This window comes from Archangium violaceum (assembly GCF_016887565.1).
Taxonomy (GTDB): Bacteria; Myxococcota; Myxococcia; order Myxococcales; family Myxococcaceae; genus Archangium; species Archangium violaceum_B.
Genome location: NZ_CP069396.1, coordinates 9,521,790 through 9,547,294 on the forward strand (window position 1 = coordinate 9,521,790; position 25,505 = coordinate 9,547,294).

The 25,505-nt window shown below is 68.9% G+C and carries 24 protein-coding genes; 7 read left to right on the forward strand and 17 right to left on the reverse strand.

Features of this window, described 5'->3' with window-relative positions; translation table 11 throughout:
- Window positions 1-8: 8 nt before the first annotated feature.
- Window positions 9-515, reverse strand: a complete 507-nt coding sequence (locus tag JRI60_RS37855) for a regulatory protein RecX (RefSeq protein WP_204220895.1) — start codon at window positions 513-515, stop codon at window positions 9-11.
- Between the two features lie 34 nt (window positions 516-549).
- Here JRI60_RS37855 and JRI60_RS37860 point away from each other — a divergent pair, with 34 nt between their 5' ends.
- On the forward strand, window positions 550-1,290 hold the full coding sequence (locus JRI60_RS37860; RefSeq protein WP_204220896.1) for a hypothetical protein: 741 nt from the start codon (window positions 550-552) through the stop codon (window positions 1,288-1,290).
- A 72-nt stretch (window positions 1,291-1,362) separates the two neighbouring features.
- Here the strand turns inward: JRI60_RS37860 and JRI60_RS37865 are convergent, their stop codons facing one another.
- The 4 genes from JRI60_RS37865 to JRI60_RS37880 all read right to left on the reverse strand — a co-directional run bounded on the left by JRI60_RS37865 (window position 1,363) and on the right by JRI60_RS37880 (window position 6,086).
- Window positions 1,363-2,766, reverse strand: coding sequence for a type IV pilus twitching motility protein PilT (locus tag JRI60_RS37865; protein ID WP_204220897.1), 1,404 nt, complete (start codon window positions 2,764-2,766; stop codon window positions 1,363-1,365).
- A 154-nt stretch (window positions 2,767-2,920) separates the two neighbouring features.
- Window positions 2,921-3,322, reverse strand: a complete 402-nt coding sequence (rpsI, locus tag JRI60_RS37870; protein WP_047856232.1) for a 30S ribosomal protein S9 — start codon at window positions 3,320-3,322, stop codon at window positions 2,921-2,923.
- A gap of 50 nt (window positions 3,323-3,372) precedes the next feature.
- On the reverse strand, window positions 3,373-3,819 hold the full coding sequence (rplM, locus tag JRI60_RS37875; protein ID WP_204220898.1) for a 50S ribosomal protein L13: 447 nt from the start codon (window positions 3,817-3,819) through the stop codon (window positions 3,373-3,375).
- A gap of 143 nt (window positions 3,820-3,962) precedes the next feature.
- On the reverse strand, window positions 3,963-6,086 hold the full coding sequence (locus JRI60_RS37880; protein WP_204220899.1) for an ATP-dependent helicase: 2,124 nt from the start codon (window positions 6,084-6,086) through the stop codon (window positions 3,963-3,965).
- Between the two features lie 34 nt (window positions 6,087-6,120).
- On the opposite strand from JRI60_RS37880, the gene JRI60_RS37885 reads away from it, so the two are divergent.
- A complete protein-coding gene (locus tag JRI60_RS37885; protein ID WP_204220900.1) occupies window positions 6,121-6,741 on the forward strand; it encodes a hypothetical protein in 621 nt (206 codons plus the stop codon).
- Window positions 6,735-7,229, forward strand: coding sequence for a caib/baif family protein (locus tag JRI60_RS37890; protein WP_204220901.1), 495 nt, complete (start codon window positions 6,735-6,737; stop codon window positions 7,227-7,229). Before JRI60_RS37885 ends, JRI60_RS37890 begins: the two co-directional genes overlap by 7 nt.
- An 18-nt stretch (window positions 7,230-7,247) precedes the next feature.
- Here the strand turns inward: JRI60_RS37890 and JRI60_RS37895 are convergent, their stop codons facing one another.
- From JRI60_RS37895 to JRI60_RS37930, 8 genes are all read right to left on the reverse strand, one after another.
- Window positions 7,248-8,432, reverse strand: coding sequence for a class I SAM-dependent rRNA methyltransferase (locus JRI60_RS37895; protein ID WP_204220902.1), 1,185 nt, complete (start codon window positions 8,430-8,432; stop codon window positions 7,248-7,250).
- An 11-nt stretch (window positions 8,433-8,443) separates the two neighbouring features.
- Complete coding sequence (locus JRI60_RS37900) at window positions 8,444-9,649, reverse strand: metallopeptidase family protein (protein WP_204220903.1); 1,206 nt, start codon at window positions 9,647-9,649, stop codon at window positions 8,444-8,446.
- 155 nt (window positions 9,650-9,804) lie between these two features.
- Window positions 9,805-14,358, reverse strand: coding sequence for a pilus assembly protein (locus JRI60_RS37905; protein ID WP_204220904.1), 4,554 nt, complete (start codon window positions 14,356-14,358; stop codon window positions 9,805-9,807).
- 11 nt (window positions 14,359-14,369) lie between these two features.
- Window positions 14,370-14,879, reverse strand: coding sequence for a hypothetical protein (locus JRI60_RS37910; RefSeq protein ID WP_204220905.1), 510 nt, complete (start codon window positions 14,877-14,879; stop codon window positions 14,370-14,372).
- A gap of 6 nt (window positions 14,880-14,885) precedes the next feature.
- Window positions 14,886-16,079 (reverse strand): prepilin-type N-terminal cleavage/methylation domain-containing protein, encoded by a 1,194-nt coding sequence (locus tag JRI60_RS37915; protein WP_204220906.1) that lies wholly within the window; start codon window positions 16,077-16,079, stop codon window positions 14,886-14,888.
- A 10-nt stretch (window positions 16,080-16,089) separates the two neighbouring features.
- Entirely contained in the window at window positions 16,090-16,707 is a 618-nt protein-coding gene (locus JRI60_RS37920; protein ID WP_204220907.1) for a type IV pilus modification PilV family protein, read from the reverse strand.
- A 15-nt stretch (window positions 16,708-16,722) separates the two neighbouring features.
- A complete protein-coding gene (locus tag JRI60_RS37925; RefSeq protein ID WP_204220908.1) occupies window positions 16,723-17,424 on the reverse strand; it encodes a prepilin-type N-terminal cleavage/methylation domain-containing protein in 702 nt (233 codons plus the stop codon).
- A 410-nt stretch (window positions 17,425-17,834) separates the two neighbouring features.
- Window positions 17,835-18,791 (reverse strand): DHH family phosphoesterase, encoded by a 957-nt coding sequence (locus tag JRI60_RS37930; RefSeq protein ID WP_204220909.1) that lies wholly within the window; start codon window positions 18,789-18,791, stop codon window positions 17,835-17,837.
- A 295-nt stretch (window positions 18,792-19,086) separates the two neighbouring features.
- Between JRI60_RS37930 and JRI60_RS37935 the strand changes: the two genes are divergently transcribed.
- The gene (locus tag JRI60_RS37935; protein WP_239469954.1) at window positions 19,087-19,260 is read left to right on the forward strand and encodes a hypothetical protein; all 174 of its coding nucleotides are present in this window, start codon (window positions 19,087-19,089) and stop codon (window positions 19,258-19,260) included.
- Window positions 19,261-19,311: 51 nt separating this feature from the next.
- Here the strand turns inward: JRI60_RS37935 and JRI60_RS37940 are convergent, their stop codons facing one another.
- Together JRI60_RS37940 and JRI60_RS37945 are read right to left on the reverse strand one after the other, a co-directional pair.
- Window positions 19,312-19,569: a hypothetical protein gene (locus tag JRI60_RS37940; RefSeq protein WP_204229493.1), complete on the reverse strand. Its 258-nt coding sequence runs from the start codon at window positions 19,567-19,569 to the stop codon at window positions 19,312-19,314.
- A 177-nt stretch (window positions 19,570-19,746) separates the two neighbouring features.
- A complete protein-coding gene (locus JRI60_RS37945) occupies window positions 19,747-21,285 on the reverse strand; it encodes a PD40 domain-containing protein (RefSeq protein ID WP_204220911.1) in 1,539 nt (512 codons plus the stop codon).
- A gap of 133 nt (window positions 21,286-21,418) precedes the next feature.
- Here JRI60_RS37945 and JRI60_RS37950 point away from each other — a divergent pair, with 133 nt between their 5' ends.
- The 3 genes from JRI60_RS37950 to JRI60_RS37960 are packed head-to-tail and all read left to right on the forward strand — an operon-like array spanning window position 21,419 to window position 23,925.
- Window positions 21,419-22,216, forward strand: a complete 798-nt coding sequence (locus tag JRI60_RS37950) for a TatD family hydrolase (protein ID WP_204220912.1) — start codon at window positions 21,419-21,421, stop codon at window positions 22,214-22,216.
- A gap of 28 nt (window positions 22,217-22,244) precedes the next feature.
- Window positions 22,245-23,111, forward strand: coding sequence for a tRNA threonylcarbamoyladenosine dehydratase (locus JRI60_RS37955; RefSeq protein ID WP_204220913.1), 867 nt, complete (start codon window positions 22,245-22,247; stop codon window positions 23,109-23,111).
- A 49-nt stretch (window positions 23,112-23,160) separates the two neighbouring features.
- Window positions 23,161-23,925 carry a pentapeptide repeat-containing protein gene (locus tag JRI60_RS37960; protein ID WP_204220914.1) on the forward strand — a complete coding sequence of 255 codons (765 nt, stop codon included), beginning with the start codon at window positions 23,161-23,163 and terminating at the stop codon, window positions 23,923-23,925.
- Between the two features lie 69 nt (window positions 23,926-23,994).
- Here JRI60_RS37960 and JRI60_RS37965 read toward each other — a convergent pair whose 3' ends face one another.
- Both JRI60_RS37965 and JRI60_RS37970 read right to left on the reverse strand, forming a co-directional pair.
- Complete coding sequence (locus JRI60_RS37965; protein ID WP_204220915.1) at window positions 23,995-24,408, reverse strand: hypothetical protein; 414 nt, start codon at window positions 24,406-24,408, stop codon at window positions 23,995-23,997.
- Window positions 24,409-24,497: 89 nt separating this feature from the next.
- Window positions 24,498-25,448, reverse strand: coding sequence for a RecB family exonuclease (locus JRI60_RS37970; RefSeq protein WP_204220916.1), 951 nt, complete (start codon window positions 25,446-25,448; stop codon window positions 24,498-24,500).
- Between the last annotated feature and the right edge of the window lie 57 nt (window positions 25,449-25,505).

A 25,505-nucleotide genomic window follows, 5' to 3' on the forward strand; every position in this document is an offset into this window, starting at 1 on the left:
GGGGCAAGCTAATCGTCCAGCCCCGAAGGTTCCAGCGTCCCGTCACCGAGTACCCGCTGGATGACGTCCGAGGAGAATCCCCGGCTGACCAGGAGCCGGCCAGCCCGTGCCTTCTCCTTGGGCTCCAGCGTCCGGCCCAGCAGCCCCCGCCGCTCCAACACCTGGCGCGCGGCGGCCTCCGCGTCGAACTCCACCGACTCGCTGGCCGCGGACACCGCCGCGTGGGCCTCCTCGCGGCTCAGCCCGTGGGCCTGCAGCCGCTGCCGCACCGCCTGGGGGCCGTACTTGCCCCGCTGCAGCAGCACCGCCGCCCGCTCCCGCGCGAAGCGCTCGTCGTCCAGGTAGCCCCAGCCCTTCACCTTCTCCAGCGCCGCCTCGCGCACCGGCTCGGGGAAGCCCTTGCGCTCGAGCGCCGTCAGCAGCTCGTGCCGGCTGCGCGCCCTCACGGCCAACAATCGCAGGCACGCGTCCGTCGCGCGCCTGACTTCCTCGGGGGTGGAGTCCTCGGAGTCCATCGACTGCTCTCTAGCATGTGGTAACAGGCGCGGCATGCACCCCCTCATCGCCCGCTACCTCAGCCCCGATGCCGCCCGCGAGACGCTCCAGAAGGAGAAGAATGGCGAGCCGCTCGAGCCCGAGGAGCGGTTCTTCGTCGAGACCGCCGCCGCCCACCCCGATAAGCGCAATGCCCTGCTGGGCACCACCGGCAAGCGCCACCTGTCCTCGGACGCGGAGGCCGCCGTCGTCTTCCTGGCCGCCTACGCCGCCGCGCGCGCCATCGCCGAGGATCCGGCCCTCTCCGCCGTCACCGCCAAGGCCCGCGAGGCGCTCGCCAGCGAGGGCGCCAATCCCGACGAGACCGACGCATTCATCGCCTCCATCATGTTGGAGGAGGCCTTCGGCTACGAGGAGGAGGTGGAGGCGTTCGACAGCTCGTACGTCCAGGAGGCGCTCGGCGAGGTGCCCGCCCTGGCCGCCCTCACCCGCGAGCAGGTGGATGCCCTCATCTACGGTTTCGAGAAGGCGGCGAAGGACGACGCGGAGCGGAACACCCGCGCCCGCATCGCCCGGGCCCTGGTGGACACCGCCTGGGGCGAGGGCCCCACCCCCATCAACCCCGAGCACATGGAAGCGCTCTACGAGGCCGAGCTCGCGGAGAAGCCCGAGGCCGAGCTGGAGGCCGGCCTGCACGCCACCGTGGACTTCCTGCAGGTGCTGGCCCGGGAGGGGCTCATCGGCCCCCAGCGGCTGTCACGCCTGAGGGCACAGCTCGGGGACGAGGAGGCGTAACTCTCCCCTGAGGGGCAACTCTCCCCCTCTCCCCTCTCCCGGAGGGAGAGGGAAGGGAGGGGGAAGGTGGGGCTAGAAGCGCTCGATCTGGAAGTCGTCGTCGGCCGGCGCGGGCGCCTTCGGAGCGGCGGCGGGCGCGGGTGCCGGAGCGGCGGGACGAGGGGCGGCCACCGTCGGAATCCCCGCGCGCGACGTGGGCGGCGCGGCGGCGGCGGGCATGCCCGGGCGCGATGCCGGGGAGACGGCGGGCACTCCCGGGCGGGCCACGGACGGCGTGGGCACCGCACGGGCCGGAGTCGCCACGGGCGCCGGCGTGGGCTGCTGGTTCTGACCGAAGCTCGCCGAGCCGGGCACGGGCTTGGCGGCGCCATTGGCCTCGAAGTTGTCCCACTTCGAGTCAGAGGTGGCGCTGATGCCGGAGAAGCGCAGCGCGAAGTCGTCCGGATTGGTGGCCTGCCGGTGGGCCTCCTCGTAGGTGACGAGCCCCTGCTTCACCAGCGACATCAGCGACTGGTCGAAGGTCTGCATCCCGTACGTGTCGAAGCCCTGGGAGATGGCGTCCGGAATCTCCTTCGTCCGGTCCTTGTCCTCGATGAGCTCCTTCACGCGGGCGGTGCAGCGCAGCACCTCCACCGCGGCCACGCGGCCCTTGCCGTCCGCACGCGGAATGAGGCGCTGGCTCACCACCGCCTTGAGCACGCTGGCCAGCTGGATGCGCACCTGCTTCTGCTGGTACGGCGGAAACGCCGAGACGATGCGGTTGATGGTCTCCGTGGCGTCCAGCGTGTGCAGCGTGGACATCACCAGGTGGCCCGTCTCCGCCGCCGCGAGCGCCGTCTCGATCGTCTCGTGGTCACGCATTTCGCCCACGAGGATGACGTCCGGGTCCTGCCGCAGCGCGCTCTTGAGCGCCTGGGCGAACGACATCGTGTCCACGCCCACCTCGCGCTGGTTCACGATGGAGCGCTTGTCCCGGATGAGGAACTCGATCGGATCCTCGATCGTCATGATGTGGTTCGTCTCGGTGGCGTTGATGTGATCGATCATCGCCGCGAGCGTGGTGGACTTACCCGAACCCGTGGTGCCGGTGACGAGCACCAGGCCGCGCTCGTCCAGGCAGATCTTCTCCAGGATGGGCGGCAGCAGCAGCTCCTTGATGGTCATCACCTTGAACGGGATGACACGCAGCACCGCGCCCACGGTGCCGCGCTGCTGGAAGACGTTGACGCGGAAGCGGCCCAGCCCGGGGACGCCGTAGGCCAGGTCCACCTCGTTGCTCTGCTTGAACTTCTCCTTCTGGAACTCGTTCATGATGCCGAAGGCCATGCGAGCCACCTCCTCGGGAGGCAGCCGCTTGCCGTCCTTCAGCGGAACCAGCGAGCCGTCGACCCGGAACATCGGCGGCAGGCCCGCCTTCAGGTGGATGTCGGAGGCACCGCCGCGGAGCGCAATCTGGAGGATCTCGTTGAGTTCCATGGATGGTCCGGGATGGTAGCACGTCAAACCGGACCCGAGAGGAGCCCCCCGGGCGAGGCTCGACCGCCTGCCCAGGCCCGCAAAGCACGACGGCGGAGGCTCCCGAAGGAACCCCCGCCGCGGTGGTACTCCCAGCGAAACCGTGAAAGACGGCTTAGCGCTTGGAGAACTGGAACCGGCGACGCGCGCCCGGCTGGCCGTACTTCTTGCGCTCGACGGCGCGGGCATCACGCGTGAGGAAGCCGGCCTTCTTCAGCGCGGGACGGAACTCCGGGTTGTAGTTGCACAGGGCCCGGGACAGACCGTGGCGGATGGCGCCGGCCTGGCCGCTCAGACCGCCGCCGCGCACGTTGACCTCGATGTCGATCTTGCCCTTCTGCTCCAGCACGTCCAGCGGCTGGTTCAGGATCATCTTGGACGTCTCGCGGCCGAAGTACACGTTGATGTCGCGGCCGTTGACAATCACAACACCAGTGCCCGGGCGGATCCACACGCGCGCGGTGGCCTCCTTGCGGCGGCCGGTGCCATAGAAACCCTTCTCGGTGGCGGTAGCCATGTCGTCTCTTCTCTAAAAAAGGTGCGGAAAGTGGGAAGGGAAAGGAGCGCTTACGCCTCGACCTCGCGCGCCACCGGCTTCTGGGCGGCGTGCGGGTGCTGGTCACCGGCATACACCTTGAGCTTGGTCATCATCTGACGGCCCAGAGCGTTGCGCGGCAGCATCCGGCGAACGGCGTTGATGATGATGTCCTCGGGGTGCCGCTGGCGCAGCTTGGCCAGGTTGGTGATCTTCAGCGCACCCGGGAAACCGGCACGCGGGTGCCGGTAGTACATCTTGTCCTGCTCCTTCGTGCCCGTCACGACCACCTTCTCGGCGTTGATGACGATCACGTGGTCACCCGTGTCGATCGACGGGGTGTACATCGCCTTGTGCTTGCCCTTGAGAAGGGTGGCGATCTGGCTGGCGGCGCGGCCGAGCACCTTGCCGTTCACGTCGATGACGTGCCAATCGCGCTTGATATCCGCCGGCTTCGCGCTGTAGGTCCTCTGCGACATTGTTTGAACTCCAAAAACGTGGTTGGCGCCCGAAGCGCCTGTAGCCAAAGCAACCACGGGTCCACCCTGAGAACTTCCAAGCTGGCCCGGAAAGGCCGACCGTCTTAGAGGGGGGCGGGAGGCAAGTCAAGGTCGCACTGCGTTCACCGTGCCCCACCCGCCGTTCCCGTGGGAGGAGGGGCCGCTCCCGCCGGGCCCTGGACAGGGGGCCCCGCCGGGGGGGCCGGCGCCTTCCCGCCCGCTCCCTGGGCCTTGAAGCGCTCCTTGAGGTTGGCGAAGAAGTTCTTCTCCTGATCCGAAGGGGGGCCCTTGCGGGGGGCGTCCAGATCCTCCAGCTCCACCAGCTCGGGTGGAATGTCGTCCAGGAAGCGCGAGGGGGTGCGCGGCACCTCCTTCCCCCGCTTCACCCGCATGGCGGCCCGGGTGAGGTAGAGCAGCTCCTTGGCCCGGGTGATGCCCACGTAGCAGAGCCGGCGCTCCTCCTCGAGGTTCTGCGCCTCGCCCTGCATGCCCTTGTGGGGCATCAGCTCCTCTTCCATGCCGATGAAGAAGACCGCCCGGTACTCCAGGCCCTTGGAGGCATGGACCGTCATCAGGGTGACGGCCTTCTGCCCGCCGGGCACCTCCTCTTCTTCCTGGCGGGTGTCGAGGCTGAGCCGGTTCAGGTAGGTGAGGAGGCTGGCCTTGGGGCCCTCGCGTTTCTCGAAGGCCTCCAGGGAGTTGATGACCTGATCGATGGACTTGAGCTTCCGGTCCGCGCTGGCCTGCGAGGTCGTCAACGAGCGCGCGTCGTCCTTGTAGCCTATCTCCTCCAGGAGCTTGCGCGTCACCGCCGCCAGCTGGCCCTGCTCGTACGACTGCCGGTAGCGCTCCACGAGCTGGAGGAAATCCTTCACCTTCTCGGCCGCGCCCTTGGGCAGATCCTCGTACCCCTCGGCGCGCTCCATGGCGCCCCAGAGCGACACGCTGTCACGCCGCGCGTGCGCCACCAGCCGCTCCATGGTGACGTCGCCGATGCCTCGCGCCGGCACGTTGATGATGCGCAGCAGCGCCGTCTCGTCCCGCGGGTTGGCGATCAGCTTGAAGTAGGCGATGACGTCCTTCACCTCGCGCCGGTCGAAGAACTCGCTGCCCGACACCACCTCGTAGCGGATGCCCTTCTCGCGCAGCATCTCCTCGATGGGCCGGGCCTGGCCGTTGACCCGGTACAGGATGGCGATCTCATCCGCCGGAATCCCCCCGGCGATCAGCCTGGAGATCTCCTGGGCCACGTACCGGGCCTCCTCCTCCTCGGTGGGGGCCGTCACCACCTTGATGCGCGGCCCCCCCTTGCGCTCGGACCACATCCGCTTGGCCTTGCGCTCTGGGTTCTTCGCGATCACGGCGTTGGCCGCGTCCAGCACCACCTGGGTGGAGCGGTAGTTCTGCTCCAGCCGCACCTCCTTCGCCCCGGAGAAGTACGAGTCGAAGCTCAGGATGTTGCGCACCTCGGCGCCGCGCCAGCTGTAGATGCACTGGTCGTCGTCGCCCACCACGCACACGTTGCGCGTCTCCCCGCTGGCCAGCAGCTGCAGCAGATCCAACTGGGCCTGGTTGGTGTCCTGGAACTCGTCCACCAGGATGTAGCGGAAGCGCTGGGTGTACTTCTCCTTCAGATCCCCGTGCTCGCGCAGCAGCCGCGACGGGAGGATCAGCAGATCATCGAAGTCCACCGAGCCCTGCGCCTTGAGCGCGAGCTGGTAGGACTCGTAGACCATGTGCGCGATGATGTCGTAGTCGTCCCCCTGCCCTTCCCCGAGCGGCTGGGGCGTCTTGCCCGCGTTCTTCGCCTTGGAGATGAGGTTGAGCACCTTGCGCGGATCGAAGGCCCGGTCGTCGATGCGCCTGTCCCGCATGGCGCGCTTGATGATGGCCACCTGATCGCCCTGGTCGGCGATGGAGAACTTCTTGGGCCAGCCCAGCCGGTAGATGTCCTCGCGGAGCATCTCCGCGCCGAAGGCATGGAAGGTGCACACCAGCACGTTCTGGGCCCGGGGTCCCGCCATGTGGACCAGGCGCTCCTTCATCTCCGTGGCGGCCTTGTTGGTGAACGTCACCGCCAGGATGTTGCGGGACAGGATGCCACCCGGCCGCTTGTCGAGCAGGTGGACGATGCGGTTGGTGATGACTCGCGTCTTCCCGCTGCCGGCGCCTGCCAGCACCAGGAGGGGGCCCTCGGTGGTGAGCACGGCTTCGCGCTGCGGGGCGTTGAGCTTCGAGAGGTCCATTGCGCGCGGCCCGGGGATACCCTTTGATCTCCCCGTGCGCGACTATTCTTTTCCACGACGGCTCCTTCTCCTCGCACTCCTCGCGGGCACCGCCTGCACCGGTGGTGGAAAGACGACACCGGGAGCCCCGGAGACGGCCTCCGCTGACGCCCCGAAGACCTTTCCTTGCGTCCACTTCGAGGATCTGCGCCCCTTCCTGCCCGAGGCCCTGGAGGGCCTCACGCGCACCCAGGATGGGGGCTCCACCGGCCGCTATGGCGACGTGTCCGTCAGCGAGGCCGAGCGCAGCTTCGCGCGTGGTGAGGAGCGGGAGGTGAAGGTGCGCATCGTGGACACCACCCTGGGGGAGAAACTGGGGCAGGCCATCCGCTCCGCGGCCGAGGAGGGCCGGGCCCGCGCACCGAATGATCCCACCGCCCCCATCTTCTGGAAGGACAAGGAGGCGGTGGGCTTCGTACGCTACGACGAGACGAACGGGCTGGCCGAGGCCAGCCTGCTGGTGGGTAACCGCTACGTGGTGGCGGTGAGCAGCCGCGGCTTTCCGGGCACCGTGGAGGTGCGCCGGGTGGCGCGTGGTATCGACCTCGAGGGGCTGGCGAGACTGAGCCAGCCGCCCGGCGGCCCGGACCGCCAGGGAAAGGAGCATCCGTGGTGAAGGATAGAGGGACGCGGGCCAACGCACCGGACGTGCTCGCGGAGGAGGCGGCGGCGCGCCAACAGGTGACCGCGATGAGCAAGCGCGAGTTCCTCGAGCAGTACCAGCGGCTGGCCAAGCTCTATACGGCGGACCCGGGCAACCCCGGCTCCTACGCGTGCCAGGGCTGCGAGCGGTGCGCCAACTGCATGTTCTGCCGCGACTGCGACAGCTGCTACCAGTGCACCCACTGCACCCGCTGCGAGCTGTGCAACAACTGCACGCACTGCGTGGACTGCAAGCAGTGCCACCAGTGCGCCTACTGCGTGCAGAGCGAGAACTGCACCGGCAGCGCCTACCTGGTGCTGTGCCGCAACATGTCCGACAGCAACTACTGCTTCGGCAGCGTGGGCCTCTCCAAGAAGGACTTCCACATCCTCAACGTCCCCTTCCCCCGCACCGAGTACTTCAAGCAGGTGAAGCGGCTGCGCGAGGAGCTCGGCATCTGACGCCGGGCCCCCCGGGGCCTACAGCGCGCGGACGAAGAAGGCCTTGAGGTACTCGGTCTCCGGCAGGCCACCGAGCACCGGATGGTCCAGCCCCGCGCCCCGGCGCTCCAGAATCTGCACCGGCCGCTTCGCATCCGCGGCGGCCGACAGCACCATCTCCTCGAAGGCCTCGCGCGAGAGCTTGCCGGAGCACGAGCAGGTGACGAGCAGGCCCTCGGGGCGCAGGCACTTGAGGGCGCGCAGGTTGAGCTCGTGGTAGGCGCGCAGGGCGGTGGACAGGCCCTCGCGCCGCTTGGCCAGCCCCGGCGGATCCACCACCACCGTGTCGAAGCGGCGGTTGGACTCGGAGAAGCGGCGCAGCACGTCGAAGGCGTTGGCGTTCTCCACCGAGACGTTGGTGCGCCCGTTGCGCGCGGCGTTCGCGCGGATGCGCTCGGAGGCCTTCGGGTCCTGCTCCACCGCCAACACCGAGTCACACGTCCGGCCGAGCGCCAGCGCGAAGCCCCCGTGGTAGCTGAAGAGGTCCAACGCCTCGCCCCGGGCCAGCTCACCCGCGCGCAGGTGGTTGTCCACCTGGTCCAGGAAGGCGCCCGTCTTCATGTCGCCCAGCAGGTCCACCTCGAAGAGGTTCTCCCCCTCGTGGTAGGTGAAGCGGGCCTCGCCCTGGCCGTGCAGCAGCCGCACCTCGCGCGTCAGGCTCTCGAAGTCGCGGCCGGACGCATCGTCGCGGCACACCACGTGCGTGGCGCCGGTGAGCTCGGCCAGCGTGCGCGCCACCCACTCCTTGCGCACATCCATGCCCTCGGAGAGCGTCTGCAGCGTGAGGCCCGCGCCATAGCGGTCCACGAAGAGGCCGGGCAGCAGATCCGACTCCCCGTGCACCAGGCGCACGCCGTCGCGCTGACGCAGCGGCGCGCGCCGGGCGAGCGACAGCTCCAGCCGGTGGCGCAACAGGGCCTCGTCCACCTTCTCCTCGGAGGGGCCCTTGCGCGTGAGCAACCGCAGCGCCAGCGGCGAGCGCTGCGCATAGAAGGCCTGGCCCACGGGGTTGCCCTGCGGGTCCACCACCGACACCACGGCGCCACGCTCCTGCGTCTGGGGCGGCTCCAGCAGCTCGGTGCGGTACAGCCAGGGGTGGCCCCGGCGCAGGGCCTTGGCCCCCTTGAGACTCACTCGGGCGGTGGGCTGGGAAGAACGGGTCATGAACTCTTGTGTCACTCCAGGCCGCGGGCGGCCAGTTCCTGGTCGTCCTCGCCCCGCAGGTGCCCCACCTCGTGGAGCAGCGTCACCTTGATCTGCTCCCGCAGCTCCTCCCGCGAGCGCACCGCGCGGGCGAGGTTGAGACGGTAGAGGGCCACCGAGCGGCAGGGCGTCTCCGAGCCATCACAGGGCTCGCCCAGCGGCGGGCCCCGGAAGAGGCCGAGGATGGCGGGAGACAGGGGCGGCTCGCCGGAGAGCAGATCCTCGCTCGCGGGCAGCTCCTCGGCGCGCACCGGCACCCCGGAGAGATCCTTGCGCATGTCCTCGGGCAGGGCCGCCACCGCGCGGGCCACGTCCTCGCGGAACTCGGCCGCGGAGGGCATGGGCGGCACCGGGAAGTCCTGCGGCGAGAGGGCATGCGCCTTGTCGAAGTGCACCTGGGCCTGCTTCCACTTGCCCTCGCGCTCCATCAACAGGCCCAGGTGGTAATGGGCGTGCGCGCCGCGCTCCGGATCATTCAGCAGGCCCGTGAAGGCCACCCTGGCCTCGGCGAAGCGGCACAGCTCGAAGAGTGCCAGGGCCTTCTCGTAGGCGGCCTCGTGGTTGTTGGGCTCGCGCGCCAGGACGAGCGAGGCCCGCTGGAGCGCCTCGGAGGCCTGCCCCAAATCGTTCATCGCCATGGCGGCCACCAGGGCGAAGCGGGGCAGCATCTCCGGGGACACGTCGGGCTGGGACAGGCCACGCTCGGCGTAGAGGGCGCCCAGCTCGTCGTACTCACGGCTGGAGGGCATTTGCACGGCGTAGAGGTGCGCCGCGCCGAGCAGCGCGTCCGGGTGTTCGGGATCGATGGCCAGCGCCCGCGCATAGGCCACCTGCGCCTCCGTCGTGCGGCCGAGGGCGCCCAGGGCCTCGCCACGCGCGGCATGGGCGGAGGCCGAGTCGGGCTCCAGGGCCGAGGCCTGGGCGGCGCAGGAGAGGGCCTCCGGGAACTTGCCCGCGTCGAGGTAGTCCAACGCGGCGTCGAGCGGATTGGACCCGCCCGACTTGCAGGGGAGGAGCGGTTCGGGCACGGGAGCGGCGACGGGCGCGGCGGGCCCGGGCGCGGACGCGGTGACGGCCACGGTGCCCGCATCGGGGGCGGCCGGGGCGGCCGGCGGAGAGGTCCGCTGACAGGCACCGAGGAGAAGCAGACAGAGGGCGAACGGACCGCGCCGGGACATGGGGAGCGCAGGCTACGGCATCGCCCGAACCACGGGAAGGTGTCAGGTGCCTGCTCGCCCGGTCTTGCATTCCGACCGACAACTGGCCCGAGACGACGGGGCCCGCCATCGCCGCGTGGCGAGGACGGGCCCCGGGGTGCGTCTCGGTCCCCGCCTCACATCTCCGAGGCCGTGCACGCCTCCTGGCCGCCGTTCGTCCGATCATGCCGGCACGTGTGCAGGGTGCGCGGCACGGGCAGCTCGTAGACGTACTGCAGCACGTCCGTGTCGGAGGAGACCTGCGTCTCGGTGGCCTGCGACTTGCCGGGCTCGACGAAGAGGGTGCTGTACTTCACCTGCCCCGTCTTCGACACCTGGATGGCCGTGGCGGGCTCGGGCGGAGGCGCCAGCACCGAGCGCGTCTGGTAGCGCGCGTACCCGTCCTTGCCGAGGAAGCCCGCGGCGCAGTTGGGGGCACCGGTGATGAAGTCCGCCTGGTGCAGGCGCGCCAGGTTGTTGCTGGAGCCCGCGCAGGCCGTGGTGGTGGTGGAGGTGGTGGGCGCCGGGTACATGGAGTTCCACATCGAGCAGCTCGCCAGCACCGCCGCGCCGCCGGCCGTCTTGTGCTGCAGACCCTCGTACTCGTAGAACCAGCCGGAGTCGTCCTCGCCCGCCACCAGCTTCGAGCTGGAGCACGTCTTTCCAGCCGCGCACTCGCACGTCCCGCTGGCGTCGCACTCGACGTTCGTCACGTCGACGAGGCTGCCACTGCCGGTGCCGCCGGTATCGGTCAGCCGCCGTCCATCGTAGTCCCTGGCCAGGTTCTTCGAGGTGGGCGTCGCCGACAGGCTCTCGTCGAACATGCGCTCCGCTTTGCCGCCATAGGCCCAGAGGCCGTAGAAGCGGTTCTTGCCGAGCGAGCCCGACGTGGAGGAGGCGCTCAGGTCCAGGTCGTTCATGTTCAGCGTGTTGCCCGGGTCGCGCACGCGGCAGTCGAAGACACCCGCCGAGTTCTGACCGCACTCCACCTTCGTCCGGGCGAACTCGTAGTTGACCGTTCCGCCGCCGCTGGGCTTGGGGCACGTGTTCGCGTTGCGGGACTCGAACTCGGCGGTGAGGTAGTCCAGGTCTCCCGCCGTGCTGCAGAAGTTGGAGGAGGAGCTCGCCGCGCTGGAGAAGGGCGTGAAGCGGCCCTGCGAGTAGAGCCGATCCGCCCACTCGTTGCTCATCCGCTGGTAGTCCGAGCCATTGCGCGTCAGCTTGTAGGTGGCCTGGACCTGGCCGCACCCCAGCTTGGAGCACGCCTGCGGATTGTCGAAGCGGCAGGTGCCCGCACCGGTCTCGAGCAGCGAGTAGCGGTTGCCCGAGCCCACGAAGGCGCGCAGGGCCTGGTTCCCCGGCTGCACCGCCAGCGAGGACAGGTAGTAGATGGGCGAGCGGTTGCGGATGCTCCGCGCATCGGAGACGGCCGCACCCTCCCGGTCCATCGAGAAGGAGCGCGCGCCGCTCCAGTTGCCGATGAGCCGGGTGGAGGTGTCGAGCACGCCCGGCTGGAAGAAGCGCAGCGTCCAGAGCTGGCCACCCAGGTCTCCCACCACGGCGGTGTCGAAGAAGCCGTCGAAGCGCGGCTTGTCGTTGGCGCCGTAGTCCGCCATGGCCGCCGGCGCCACGAAGCCATACGTCATGAACTTCCGAGGCTCATCCGTGCTGCCGGAGGCGCTCTCCGAGAACTCCCACTTCCACAGCAGGTTGTCGTTGCGGCCGTTCACGGCGCCGTTCCACACGTCCACCATGTACATGCCGCGGCCCTTCTCGCCGCCGGGAGACCACCCACCGGACAGCATCGCCACCCAGCGCTCGGCGCTCGACGGGCCCTCCTCACCGTGCCGCTTCTGCCCGTTGGAGGTGCTCAGCAACACGGGGCCGATGGGCGGCGCCTTGGGGCTGAGGCTGAAGAGCGTCTTGCCGAAGCGCAGCGCCTCGTCCGTGCACGGCTGCGGGAACATCCAGCGGAAGCCGGGCTGCGACTTCACGGTGGTCGTCGTATTGCCGCTCGCGTTCCACAGCACCTCCAGGGCGAAGTAGTGCGTGCCACCGCGGCCCTCGGCCACCACGGCCACCGTGTGGTACTCGTCCCAGGACTTGCGGCCATCCCCGTTGTCGTCCGCCCAGATGTCGCGGACCATGATGTCGCCGTCGACGAAGTAGGAGTGGCCCTGCAGCATCTCCTGCAACCGCGGCAGCATGTCCGCCGGGATGAAGGCCCACCGCTCCAGGCCGCCTCCGGTCGCGTTGCTCGGGTAGTTCACGTCACACGTCGAGCTGTCCTCCTGGCCCTGCCCGTCGCTGAAGGCGTGCAGCATGCCGTCGTTGGCGCCCACCAGGATGAGCCGCTCGCGCTTGCGGTTGATGAACTGGTAGGCCTCGTAGGCATCCCGCTGCAGGGGCGTGGCGATGTTGCAGGCGGTGGGCAGATCGCTGCGCAGGTCCATCGGCGTGGACTCCACGCCGGTCTTCTGCTTGGTGGCGTAGAGGGTGCGCACGCACTGCGTGGTCACGCCGAGGTCGCACAGGAACTTGTCTGCCGGAGGATCCACCACCATGGGCGAGGAGTGGAAGATGTCGCCCAGCACGGACGGCCGGGTGTCATCGCGCTTGTTGTTGCCGTTCTCGTCGAAGATGTCCTGGCCGCGCACGTACTGGACGATCAGCGCCGTGCACAGCAGATCATACGAGTCCTGGGTCGTCAGGGAGCTCGGCAGCCCCGTGAGGCCCGCGGCGACCATGAGCGGCGCGGCCTTGAGGGCCAGGTCCGTATACGCCGGCATCTGCATCCGGCTCAGGATGAGGCCCGGCTTGTAGGTGGTCCCCAGGCCACTGGGGCACAGCGGATCCCCACTCACGGCCAGGTACTGGCGCAGCGTGGAGATGTTGGCGAGCTTGAAGGCGACGAGCCCGTCCTTCTGCGTCAGCAGTCCGTCCTTCGTCCCGCCGCTCGCCGAGCCGTTGTCCGTCACCGTCCAGATGTTGCGGCTGGCATGACCGAGCTTCTCGAGCTCGCTGCTCGCCTCCCAGTAGGGCACGGCGGGACCGCCGAAGAGCGGCGTGCCGTTGGTGCCGCCCGTCTCGGACAGCAGCTTGCGGTACTCGCTCGAGGAGTCCTCCGAGACGATGCTCCCCTCCTTGTCGACGAGGAAGATGTCGTTGCGGTCGCCGTCGGCGTTCTTGTCCTGGTCCTCGACGAACTCGTTGAACTGCTCGTAGCGGTACAGCTTGCCCGCCCAGGTGTTGTCCTTGGCCGGCATCATGCGCGGGACGATGGCCGTGAGCGCCGCGTCCTGCGTCTGCAGGGTGCTGACGGCCGCCGTGGAGAAGGCGGTGTTGCGCGCGTTGATGTCATCCAGGATGGTGAGCATCACGCGCTTGAGCTCGCTGGTGCTGCGGGCCGCGAAGAACTTGCCGCCACCCAGCCGCGCCGTCTCTTGCAGCAGCTTGCTGTCCGTCACGTCCTCGGAGAAGCCGATGGTGTACGTGGCCACGCGCTGCTGGCCCGACATGTCGAAGCGCAGATCCTTGTTCCACAGGAACTTGGCCACCTTGTGCAGCTGGCTGTCCGAGCAGCCATCGCACGGCGTGTTATCGCTGGTGATGGCGGACGGGAGGGGAACCACCTTCTGCTCGCTGGAGGGCTCGCCGTCCGTCAGCAGGATGACGGCGTTGAAGCCGCACTCGAAGCAGACGCCATCCGCCGCGGTGAAGTTGGAGCTCGTCGGGTGGCTGCCCAGGTAGGAGGAGAAGGGCGTGGGGGAGGCCTTGGACTGGAAGAGGTAGCCCGCCGCGTAGAGCGCATCCGCCAGCGGCGTGTTGCAGTCATCCCAGTCGAGGCCGTTGCTGTTGTTGGTGTTGACGTTGGTGAGGTCGTTGAGCACCGAGTTGCGGTTGTTCTCCACCGAGCTGTTGTCCAGCGGGTAGGACTTGGCGCACGTCGGGCCCATGGGCTGCTGGATGCAGAGACACTGGGCGTTGGTGCCCTGCTTCTTGCCCCAGCACGTCTTGGCGGCGCGGGTCTGGAAGCCCATCACGCCGAAGCGCACCTCGCGCAGGTCGTGGATGACGTCGGCCATCACCTTCACGGCGCCCGAGTCACGCGGCGCGTAGAAGTTGAGGAAGTTGCCCTTCACCCGCCGCGTGGAGGCGTCGTGGATGTAGTAGCCCTGCGTGTCGAGGCACGTCTGACAGGTGTTCTGGTCCTTGGCGCCGATGGCGGTGATGGACTTGCACGCGTCGGCCGCCGTCGACCAGCTGGAGGTGTTCTGCGGGGCATTGCCGAAGATGACGCCGTACCCCTTGGTGGGCGCCTCGTAATACTTGGTGTTGGCGAACCAGTCGTTGGACTGGCTGCTGATGCCCGTCCACATCCGGTCGTACGGGGTGTCCTTGTTGTAGCCCAGCCCGTTGAGGAAGGAGTCCGAGCAGCCTCGCGGGGTGGTGGGCCAGTCCTTCGGCCAGGCATGCATCGACGAGGAGGTGTCGATGATGAAGAGGATGTTGGGAGGCCCACCCGGGCGCGAGAAGAACTTCTCGTCGCCGCCTCGGGTCGGGTTCATCAACGCGTCCAGCCGGGACGTGGTCGGCATGCAGCAGGCCGCCTGATCGATGGCGGCCGCCGTGTCCGCCCGCAACAACACCACCAGGAGGGCAACGAAGCTGAGCGTCAGCTTGCGGAACATGGCGCCTATCCTCACAGACCGTACCGGAAGAGGAACTCGACCTCGGACTCACGGCCCGAGGTCTCCTTGCACTTGACGACCACGCGGTAGTACTGGCCGCCCATGAAACCGCCCGAGGCGGGAACGGTATTGGCGATGTCGCGCACCTGGCGGCCGGACGCGCCCATCAGCACCGGATCCACGCCCACCACCGTGGCCTGCGCGGTGGTGTCCGTCTTCGAGGCGGAGTAGTGGCCGGTCATGATCCGCGTGCGCGCGTTCGGATCCGGATCATCGATGAGCTTCGTATCGAGGATCTGCAGCTCGCTGGTCGCGCGGAACAGCTTCAGGCGCGAGAGCAGGTGGCGGCGTGCCGCGTCAGCACACGCTCCGACCCGGTCTCCCCGCAGCTTCTCCGACGAGGCCTCGCGGTTGTAGTTGGTGAACTGGATGGCCCCCCCCACCAGCAGCAGCAGCACCGCCATGGCGATGACGGTCAGCATGAGGGCGTTGCCGCGCGGAGCCCTCTTCTTGAGGTGCATGGTGGATCAGCCTCCCCACACGTTGAGTCCGGAGGATTCATCACCCACCGGAGGATTGAAGGTCGAGCGCGACAGCATGTTGGGAACACGCACCGTCGTGGTCATGTTGGTCCGGTAGTAGCCGTCCGCCGGTCCCATCTCGCCCGAGTCCTCCAGGTCCTCGCGCTCGTAGGCGCGGCGCCCATTGGGCTCGGGGCTCGTCGAACGCATGCCGATGCTCAGGCGCACGGCGCGGATGTTGGCGGGGTGCCGGTTGTAGCGGGCCGGATCCTCGTAGGGCACCTTGAAGAGGGGCTCCGGCTCGGCCTCCGGATCCGGGATGCGGTCCGTGTCCGCGCTGCCAATGTCCCCCAGCACCCAGTTGGCCACCGGAGAGCTGAAGTCCACGGGCTGCACCGCCGCGTTGGGACTGTCCGGAGCCGGCCGGTTCATCACATACGCCACCTGGAAGGACTCCACGTCCGCGGCCAGCGGCACGGCGCTGGACATGTCCAGCTCGTCCAGGCCTTGGAAGGCCATCAGGAAGGGGCGGCCCTCCAGGTCCATGATGCGGATGCGCAGCTCGTGGATCAGCATGAGGTAGGGGGCGTTGTTCCCCTCCCTGGCCAGGCACGGGGCGTTGAGCGGCGCGGACGACAGGTGCTCGTCCAGGGTGAAGTTGGCGGACGTGTTGCTCTCTCCCGACACCCCCGCCTCGCCCACCCTCAGCACCACGTAGTCCTTGCCCCCCACGCACGACACGAGGAGCCGCTGGCCCTTGGTGAAGCTCATGCCGAACGTGCTCTTGGGGTCCTCCAGCACGACGGTGGCGCCCGCGAGGTGTCCCCGGCGCATCCACGCCGCGTCCCGGTAGCGGAAGGCCAGGTCATCCGTGACGGACTGGGGGACGGAGCCGCCGAACACCAGGGAGTAGTTGGACTTGGCGCCCGCCGGGAGCGCATCTCCGTCGAAGTCGAAGGCGAAGCGCGGATCCACGCCATAGCCCGCCAGGCGCAGCCGCTGCTCGATGAAGTTCGTCGCCGTGCGCAACCCCTCCACCGCCACCTTGACGCGCGACTCGCGCTGGAAGGCACCCTGCACCCCCACGAAGGCGGTGGCCACGGCCGCGAGGATGATCGTCGTCGTCGCCGCTCCCACCAGGAGCTCGACGAGCGTGAAGCCGCGCGGTGCGTGGGTCAGGGGGGAATTCGAATGGGCCATTGTTGACCGATCAGATCTCGACGTTGGTCTCGTTCCCGAAGGGACCGGAGTCGTAGAAGCTCACGTACTGCCGGACGTACCGGCGCTGGGCCAACTCCGTCCACGACACCACGATGATGACCTGGTGGATGGGCACGCCCGTGACCTCGTCCGGCTTCTCGATCATCGCCAGCACGCGCCGGTAGCGGCCGAAGTCCGCCTCCGCGTAGCCGGGCAGCAGCCGGTTGGCGCCCGTGGCCGAGCGCTCATAGGCGTCCAGGTCGAAGATGCAGTGGACGGACCAGACCTCGCCGGTGGCGGGCTTCAGCTTCTCCAGACCGTCGGTGAGCTCGGCCACCTCCGCGCCGGGAGCGCAGGCCGCGCCGGACAGCAGGCCGTCATACCCCGGCACGCCGATCACCCGATCCCGCCCCAGCGTGTCCAGCGCCCCGCGCACCTGCGAGGCGATGCCCGAGGCGCGGGTCGCCAGGTTGGCGCTCGAGTTCTGCCGGCTGGCCACGATGAGTCCCTGGAACACGCCCATCAACCCGATGAGCAGCACCACCGAGGCGGTCATTCCCTCGATCAGGGACACGCCACGCTGGGCGGCGCGGGGGCTGCGGACACGGCGGCGGGAAGTGGAGTCCACGGCGGTTCCTCCGTTCTAGGTCTTGTCCGGTGAGAAGGTGGCCATGTAGCCAGAGGGGCCCGAGATGGCGAACAGGTACTGGCCCTGGCCCTCCACGCCGCTGAAGGTCAGCGACTGGTTGTTGGTGGAGATCCACCGGCCCAGGCCATCCGCGAAGTGCGCGCTCCCATCCGGGTAGAAACCGATGGCGCCGCTCGGGCTGCCGGTGTCCGCGCAGAAGCTGCACGTGCGCACCTCGAGCCCCGTGAAGGGCGCGCCGTACAGGTCCGTGCGCCCGGGCGTCAGCGCCCCGAAGCGCACGCTCTGGCTGTAGTCGTCCAGGTAGTAGATCGCCGACACGGTGCCGGTGTTGCCCTTCACGTCCACCTTGAACGGCAGCGAGAAGAGCCGGACCGGGTTGCGCGCGTAGAGACTGTTGCGATCCTCCACCACCACGAACGCGCCGTTGCCAGCGCTCAGCGTCCCGCGGCCACCCTTCGGGTAGAAGACGACCCAGACCGGGTAGCCCGCCGACGAGGCCCGCGTGCGCGCCGTGCTCAGCACGCCCTGAAGATCGAACGCGGCGTTCTGCAGCGCCCCACGCCGCCCCACCGAGTCGTAGGCCACCATGGCCAGCATGGACAGCACGCCGATGATGGCCACCACCACCATGACCTCGATGAGGGTGAAGCCTCCCTGGCGCTGCTCCCTCTTCGCTGGATTTGCAAGGTAGCTCATGCCGCCATCTCTTAATGGGAGAACACGGTACTCCGGTTTACAAGAAAAGCAAACTATTCCCGGCCCATCAAAAGACCGGAAGCCGACACCGCCGCTGAAGGAATGGGTCCCAAGCTCCGGACCTGGGCCCGGTGCTGGGAAAATCACAAAAAATTCCGACGCCGTCGATTGACGGACGAACCAGCGCCCGGCCGCACGCGCCCTCTCGGGCCACTGGCTCGGAAAGACACACTGGCTTTCGGGCGGGCTGGAAAACTTGAAAGCGCCGGTTCACATACGAGCACCAAGCAATAGGCAGGCCGCCTGCCAACCCCCTGAAATGACAAGTGTCGGGAAGTCGTCAGCGCACGAGTTGCGGCCCGCCACCTCGCAAACTTTGCGAGGTTCGCAAAATGTAGCCGGGTCCGGGATTAACCGGACAGCTCGGACAGAATCTCCAGGTAGGCGGAGCGGGCCCGGGCGATGTCGCCGGCCTTGAAGCTGATGGCGGACACCACGGGGTGACCGCCGCCGCCGTAGCGCGAGGCGATGGCGGCCAGGTCATGCCGCCGCTCCTGGGGGCGCCACGGGTTGGAGCCGAGCGACACCTTGGCGCGCGAGGGCCCCTGTCCCACCCAGAGGGTGTAGCGGGCCTCGGGGTAGAGGGCGTAGGCGATGAACTTGTTGAGGCTGTCGACGCCCTCGTCCGCGAGGTCGAAGGAGACGACGCCCTTGTCGTACCGGGCCTTGGAGCGCACCAGGTCGATGTGGCCCCGGTGGCGCTCGAGCAGCGGCGCGAGCGGCCCGGCGATCAGCGGCGAGGCGGCGATGGACGCCAGCGACTCGGTCTGCATCCGCGCGATGACCTGGGGGATGAGGGCTGGGTCCTTGTTGGCCTCGAGCACCGTCATGATGCGCAGGGCCGGCTCCTCCAGCGCCACGGCCATTTCCGGGTTGGGGAAGAGCGCGCCGTCGATGATCTCCGCCCAGTGGAGGAGCTCGGCCATGGGCGACGGGTCCCACCCGAAGCGCTCACGCGCCACGTCCGCCAGGTAGCAGGTGCAGCTCTTGCGGTGGGCGTCGTGGAACTTGTGCCCACTGGTGTCGGCACGGAAATGGGCCTCGTCCCCCGGCTGCTGGAAGGCGGAGACGTGGTGGTCGAACCACCAGGTGAGCCGCGGATCCTGGCTGTAGCGGAAGTCGACGATGACGTTCTCGTCCCCGGAGAAGACGGCCGCGTCGATGGGCGCGCCTCCCGCCTGATGCGACAGCCCCCGGTAGGTGAAGGTGGCATCCGGCCGGACGCGCTCCCGGTAGAAGCGGGTGAAGACCGCCGCACTCGCGGCCCCGTCGAAGCAGCTGTCGTGGAAGAGAACCTGGACGTTCATGGGGTGGGCTTACCCTGACTCACCTGTCAGATGTGGACGAAAAGACTCAACGAAACGAGGCATGGGCCACTGGAAGATTGAACGAAGTTTGGAATCCCTCCCCAGGGTCTGAGACGAATGGCGACTACAAGTCCCTGATTTCCTGGAGAGGGCTGGCGGACGAGCCCTTGGCATGCCGCATGCAAACATACAAGCCGTATCAGTCCATCACCCCACGCGGTGCGGGCGGGAGGACACAATGGTCAAGACGGCGACACGCAAGCGCGGCTCAGTCCAACGCCAGGGGAGACGGGTCATGCCCGCCCCCCGGAGGGCCACCCAACGCAAGGTGACCCCGGCGCTGACGGTGGGAGAGCTCATCGCGGCGGCCTACGACACGGCCGGCGGGGAGAGCGTCGAGGTGCTCAAGCTCGTCACCTCGCCCCAGATGACGCGGGCCCTGGGCCGGCGCATCGTCCTGGTGGGCTGAGACTCCCCTTCCCCGGTGATGGGGGAACGAGGTGAGCCCGCGCGGAGGCGCTCAGGGCGCGTCCGTGACGGAGATGTACTGGTTTTTCGTCGGCTCCCCGGCCAGCAGCCGCGTGAAGTCCTCGGCGTTGTTGGGGTGCACGAGGAAGGTGCCCGCGGGCGTCTCCATGCGCACCGGCTCCGGCAGGACCTGGGAATCCCCCCCGGGGCCACCGCCGCCGGGCACGTCGACGAGGGCATTGGCGCCCCGTGACGGAACGGTCGCGCAGCCAGCGAGGGCCAGCAAGCAGAGCGCGGCGTGGAGCTTCATTCCGAGTCCTCCCAGGTGAAAGCGGCCCGCGAAGCGGGGGGCGCCTGCGTACGTCGCTTCGGGCTGGGAGGCAAGTCCTCGAGCGCGGTGGAGGGACCCAGGACTGTCCATGAGACGACGCCCGCGCCCCGAGCTTCCGGGACGCGGGCGCCGGGCCCTACCTCGCTCTACAAAGGACTACGGGCCGCGCGGCTGCCAGCGCGGGCGGTCGTCATCACCGCCGCCCGTCGAGACGGTGCTGCCAGTCCAGGTATGGATGATGGCGTCGCCCACCTTGAGCGAGGCCTCGTCCGTGGCCTCGGGGTTGATCCGCTGGACCCGCAGCCTGCCCCCGGAGGAGTAGGCGATGAAGCGCCCGTCTGGAGAGAACGACGGCAGGGTCGCCTCGTTCGCCAGCAGCAGCTCGCCGCCCGTGGGCTTTCCATCTGTCCCGATGCCCCGCACGTAGATGGCATTGCCCTGCCGCCCCCCGCAGTCAGCGGTACCACTGCAGATGACACCGCCCGCGGCCGTCTTGACGTAGAAGACCCGGACGTAGGCGACATGTGTCCCGCCCGGCGACCAGGTGTGGTTGGCGATGTACGTCCTGACCGGCCCGGCGGCATTCGTGGCATCCACCTCGGTGGTGGCCGCGATGAGCTCGGGCGTCCCGCCGCTGGCGGCGATGGTGTAGAGCTGGCTGAGCGGCACCGCGTCCGTGCCGAACTGCTCGGTCTGCTCCGCCGCCGGTTTGCTCGTGTCCACGGACAGGTAGAGCAGGATGTTGTTCGCCGCGTTGTGCAGCGGCTGCTCGCTCTGCGCGCCCGCGCCAGTGACGGGAGTGCTCGAGGTGGCACCGGCCGCCCGGGTCAACAGGCCCACGCCACCGGAGCTGTAGGCGAGGCTGCTGCCATCCGCCGACCACGAGGGGAACACGCCGGCGGTGGTGACCGTCTGCACGTCTCCGCCCGTCCCGAGGATGGTGGAGATGCCCGAGACGCTCGCCCCCGTCTGCGTCGCCCAGGCGATGGAGGCCGAGGGCGCCCACTCCATGTAGCGGAAGTCCGAGGTGCCGGCGGCGGTGGCCGTGGTCAGCTCGTTCTTCTGCGCCGCCACGAGCGGGATGTTCCGGGTGACGAGCGTCACGGTGTTGCCAGACGCATCCACGAAGGCCACCGCGGTGCCGTCCTTGTTCCAGCGCGGGGACCGGCTCTGGCCGGTGCCCTCGCTGAGCTTCGTCACGTCGGAAGTCCCGGTGGCCGGATTGCTGCCGGGGGTCTTGTAGCGCACGACCACCGCCTCGGTCGTGTTCGTGCCCGTCAGCTTTCTCGTCACCGCGATGTGGAGCGGCTGGCACGTCTTGGAGCCACCCGAGCCGTCGCAGTACAGGCCCGCCATGCAGCTGGTGGTGTTCGTGCAGGCCTCGCCCTCCTGGAGGGTCATCGTGCCCGCGTCCGTCTGCGTACCGGCATCCGTCTGCGTGCCCGCGTCCGTCTGCGTACCGGCATCCGTCTGCGTGCCCGCGTCCGTCTGCGTGCCCGCGTCCGTCTCCTCCTCGGGCGGAGTCGTGACGTCCCGGGCGACACACTTGTTGTCGACGCAGGCCCACTGCTTCCCCTGGCCCGGGGTCCCCTTCTCGCTGGTGCAGTCGAACTGATCGACACACTCCTCGGAACAACCCGTCGACACCACCATCAGCGCACCCACGAGTGCGCCAAGGACTCCACGCTTGGTCATATGATCCTCCGAAACATCGGCGTGCGTCGTATAGGTTCGCTTCGCGCCCACCGGAGGTGGCGCGTGGCACCCACACTGTTCCCGCTGTCGCGGGCTGAACGCCGGATGCACCGGGCACCGCCGGACCTTTCCGATGATTGACACCCATTGCCACCTCGACGCGACTCGCTTCGATCCGGACCGCCACGAAGTGCTCGACCGGGCCTGGGCCGCCGGGCTGCACGGCATCCTCGTGCCCGGCGTGGGCCCGGAGAACTGGGAGCCCCTGCTCGCCATGTCCCGCGCCGAGCCGCGCCTCCAGGTGGGGCTCGGCATCCACCCCCAGCTGCTCCCGGACCTCCCTCCCGAGCAGGATGAGGAGCACCTCGAGCGGCTGGACGCGCTGCTCGCCCGGGGCGGCGCCATCGCCGTGGGCGAGTGTGGATTGGACGGGCCCTCGGCCGCGGGCGCGCCCATGGAGCGGCAGGTGGCGGTGCTGAAGCGGCACCTGGAGCTGGCGCGCAAGCACGGCCTGCCCGTGCTGATGCACTGCTTCCGCGCGCACCCCGCCCTCATCGAGCTCTTCAAGCAGGAGCCCCTGCCCGAGGCCGGCGTGCTGATGCACAGCTACGGCGGGGGCGCGGATCTGGCGCGCTTCTACATCCAGAAAGGCTGCTACTTCTCCTTCGCGGGCCCCGTCACCTGGGCCGAGGCACGCAAGCCGCTGGACGCCCTGCGGGTCATCCCCCCCGACCGGCTCATGGCGGAGACGGACGCCCCGGATCAGGCCCCCACCCCCCACCGGGGACAGCGCTCGGAGCCGGGCTACCTGCCGCGCGTCATCGAGGGGATGGCCCGGGTGCTGGGGGAGCCGGTGGAGGCGCTCGCCCAGCGGACGACCGAGAATGCCCGCCGCCTGTTCCGGGAAGCCTTTCCCCCTCCTTCGCTGTAGGGGAGCGGTCGCGCTATAGAGGCACTCCATGAATCCGCAGCCCACTCCCCCAGAGAACGTCCCCGCCACCGCTGGCACCCCCGCCCCCTCGGAGGCCAGGCCCTTCAAGCTGCACCGGCGCTTCGACCGCACCGGACGCCTGCTCGGTGATTCGGCGATGGAGCGGCTGTCCAACGCCCGCGTGGTGGTGTTCGGCCTGGGCGGCGTGGGCAGCTATGCCGCCGAGGGCCTCGTGCGCAGCGGCATCGGGCACCTGACGCTGGTGGACTTCGACACCGTGTGCGTGACCAACGCCAACCGGCAGCTCCACGCCACCGCGAAGACGGTGGGCAAGCCCAAGGCGGAGCTGATGGCGCAGCGCTGCAAGGACATCAACCCCGACGCCAACATCGAGGGCCTGCGCGAGTTCTACCGTGACGAGCTGGCCGATCAGCTCCTCGCCCCGGGCAGCTATGACTACGTGGTGGACGCCATCGACAACGTGAAGGCGAAGCTGCACCTGCTCCACCGCTGCGTCAGCCTGGGCATCCCCGTGGTGAGCTCCATGGGCGCGGCGGGCCGGTTGGACCCGACGTCCATCCGCGTGGAGGACCTGTGCGAGACGCACATGGACCCCTTCGCCAAGGACATCCGCAAGCTGCTCAAGCGCAAGTACGGCGTGCCCACCGAGCGGCCCACGGGCATCACCGCCGTGTACTCCATCGAGGCGCGGAGGGATCCGGTCTCCCTGCGCTACGACTCGGACGACGGCTTCATGTGCGTGTGCCCCAACGAGAATGACTTCCACTCGTGCGAGCGCCGCACGCAGATCGACGGCAGCGTGGCCTTCGTCACCTCCGTGTTCGGCATGAACGCGGCGGGTGTCGTGGTGCGTCGCCTGTCGCTGGGGCGTTGATCTTCCCCGGGCGAGCCAGCCCCAGGAGGACCGGGTAGACTCCGGGGCCATGGACCCTCGTGCCCACCGGCTGCACCTGCTTCTCCTGCTGCTGTCCGGGCCGGGCCTGTCCGCGTGTCGCGGTGAGTCCGAGCAGGAGCGCCAGCAGAAGGCGCTCCAGAAGTCCGTCCAGCAACTGCTGACGACGCGGGAGTGCGCGGGCTGCGATCTCACGGGCGCCCAGCTCGAGGGGGCGGACCTGCAGGGAGCACGGCTGGCGGGTGCCAGGCTGGAGAACGCGAAGCTCTCCCGGGCCCGCCTGGGCAACGCCGACCTGAGCGGCGCTTCCCTGGGGGGCGCCGATGCACGGGGGGCCGACCTGCGCGGCGCGCGGGTGGACGGCGCTTCCTTCGGGGCCGCGCGGCTCCAGGGCGCCACCCTGGAGGGCGTCGATCTGCGCAAGGTGACGGAGCTGCCCTCGGCCAACTTCGAGGGGGCCAACCTCCGCGCCGTCAATCTGGAGGGATCAAGCCTCACGGGGACGGGCGGAACCTACCGTCGCAGCGAGCCCTCACACGCCTACTCCCTGTCGGCCGGAGGTGGGTGGCTCGCGCGCGCGGACTTCACCGGGGCGAAGCTCCGCTTCACCGTCCTGGCCCGGTGCAACCTCGAGGGGGCCATCTTCCGGGACGCCGATCTGCGCGACGCCGACCTGACGCACGCCAACCTGAAGAACGTGGAGCTCCAGGGGGCCCGGTTGTCGGACGCCATCTGGGAGGATGGGCGCACGTGCGCCGCCGGCTCCCAGGGCAGTTGCCGCCCCCGGTCCCGGTGAGGGAGCACCCGGCCCCGGCGCCCCTACTTCGCGAGGGTGGTGAATTGCTGCTTCAGCACCGTCTTCACCTCATCGTGGAGGGTCTGCCGGCTGGTGGAGTGCGTGACCCTCGTAGAAGGCGGGCTCGCCCTCGGCCCCGCATAGCCGGTTGGCGAGGTAGGCCCCGGAGATCGTCCGGGCCTGCACCGAGTTGTCGCCCGTCCAGCCGTGCGCCTCGAAGACGTGCAGGTTGGTGTACTGCTTGCGCAGCATCCGGAGCTCGTTGCGGAACTGCCAGTTCTCCTCCCAGTACCAGTTCTTGTCCTTCGCCTTCTTCGACTCGGACGCCGGCTTCTGGGCTGCCTTCTGCTTCGCGTCGGAGTCCTCCAGGGGCACGAGGCTGGGCGCGGGGTAGCTGACGGAGCGAAGCACCGGATCCAGGTTGACCGGATCGACGGTACCGCTCACCAACACCACGATGTTGATGACGTTCTCCTTCGGCATGACGGCCTCCGCCGGTGCGCACACGGCGCACGACTGTCGGAAGTCCAACGCACGCCGTCTTCCACGAGAAGCCAGGCCCCCGCCTGGGCTCAGGCCACCTTCGCCGCCGCCGCCTCGCGGCCACAGGGGCGGCGGAAGGCGCAGCGGGTGCACGAGGACAGGTCCTCCGTCTGGGGGAAGGCCGACTCGTCCTTCGGCGTGTTGGTGGCGGGGTTCACCAGCAGCTCGCGCATGCGCGCCACGCTCTGCGCGAAGCGGGCCTTGAAGCCCTCCACCGCGTCGCGGTCCACCTGCACCTCGTGCTCCACCCCGTCATTCAGGTACACCAGCGACGCGCGCACCTTCTCCAGCGGCAGCCGGTAGCGCTGGGACACGTACAGCGCGTAACCCAGCACTTGCTCGTCGTACCCGTCCCGCGCCTTGCCCGTCTTCCAGTCCACCACCACCGGCGAGCCGTCCGCGTCCACGTAGGCGAAGTCCGGAATGGCGAACACCTTCACTCCGTCCAGCGTGAAGGTGGAGAACTCGGCGCCCGCGTCCACCTCCAGCCACTGCGCCGGCTTGAGCCCCCGGGCCAGCGCCGGCCAGCGCGAGGCGAAGAACCACGCCAGCGCCGAGCGCACCGTCTCCGCGTTCTGCTTCCACGCGTCGTCCGGCACCGCCTCCTCGTACTCGTGCTCCACCAGGCCCGAGAACGTCTTGCGGTACTTCTGCGTCCGGTACCCCTTCTCGCGCGAATAGCGGAAGTCCTTGCGCATCAGCTCCAGCGCCCGCGCCTCCACCTTGGACGGCTCCACCTCGCGCCCCGCGCGCCAGTCCAGCAGCGCGTCCTTGATGGCGTCGTGCACCACGCTGCCCGCCCATGCGTAGCGGTTGCTCAGCTTCTTCAGCACGTACAGCTCGCGCACCTCGTTCGGCGCGCCCGACTCCCAACCGCCCCAGGAGCGGTAGTAATAGAAGTAATACGCCCGGGAGCACTCCTGGAGCTTCTCGTGGCGGCTCTTGGACCAGGAGAAGTCGTTGCTGAAGGTACGTGCCATGGCGGACGCGAATACTAGACGGGGGCTCGCTCCGCCAGAAGATGGACAGGCGAGCAG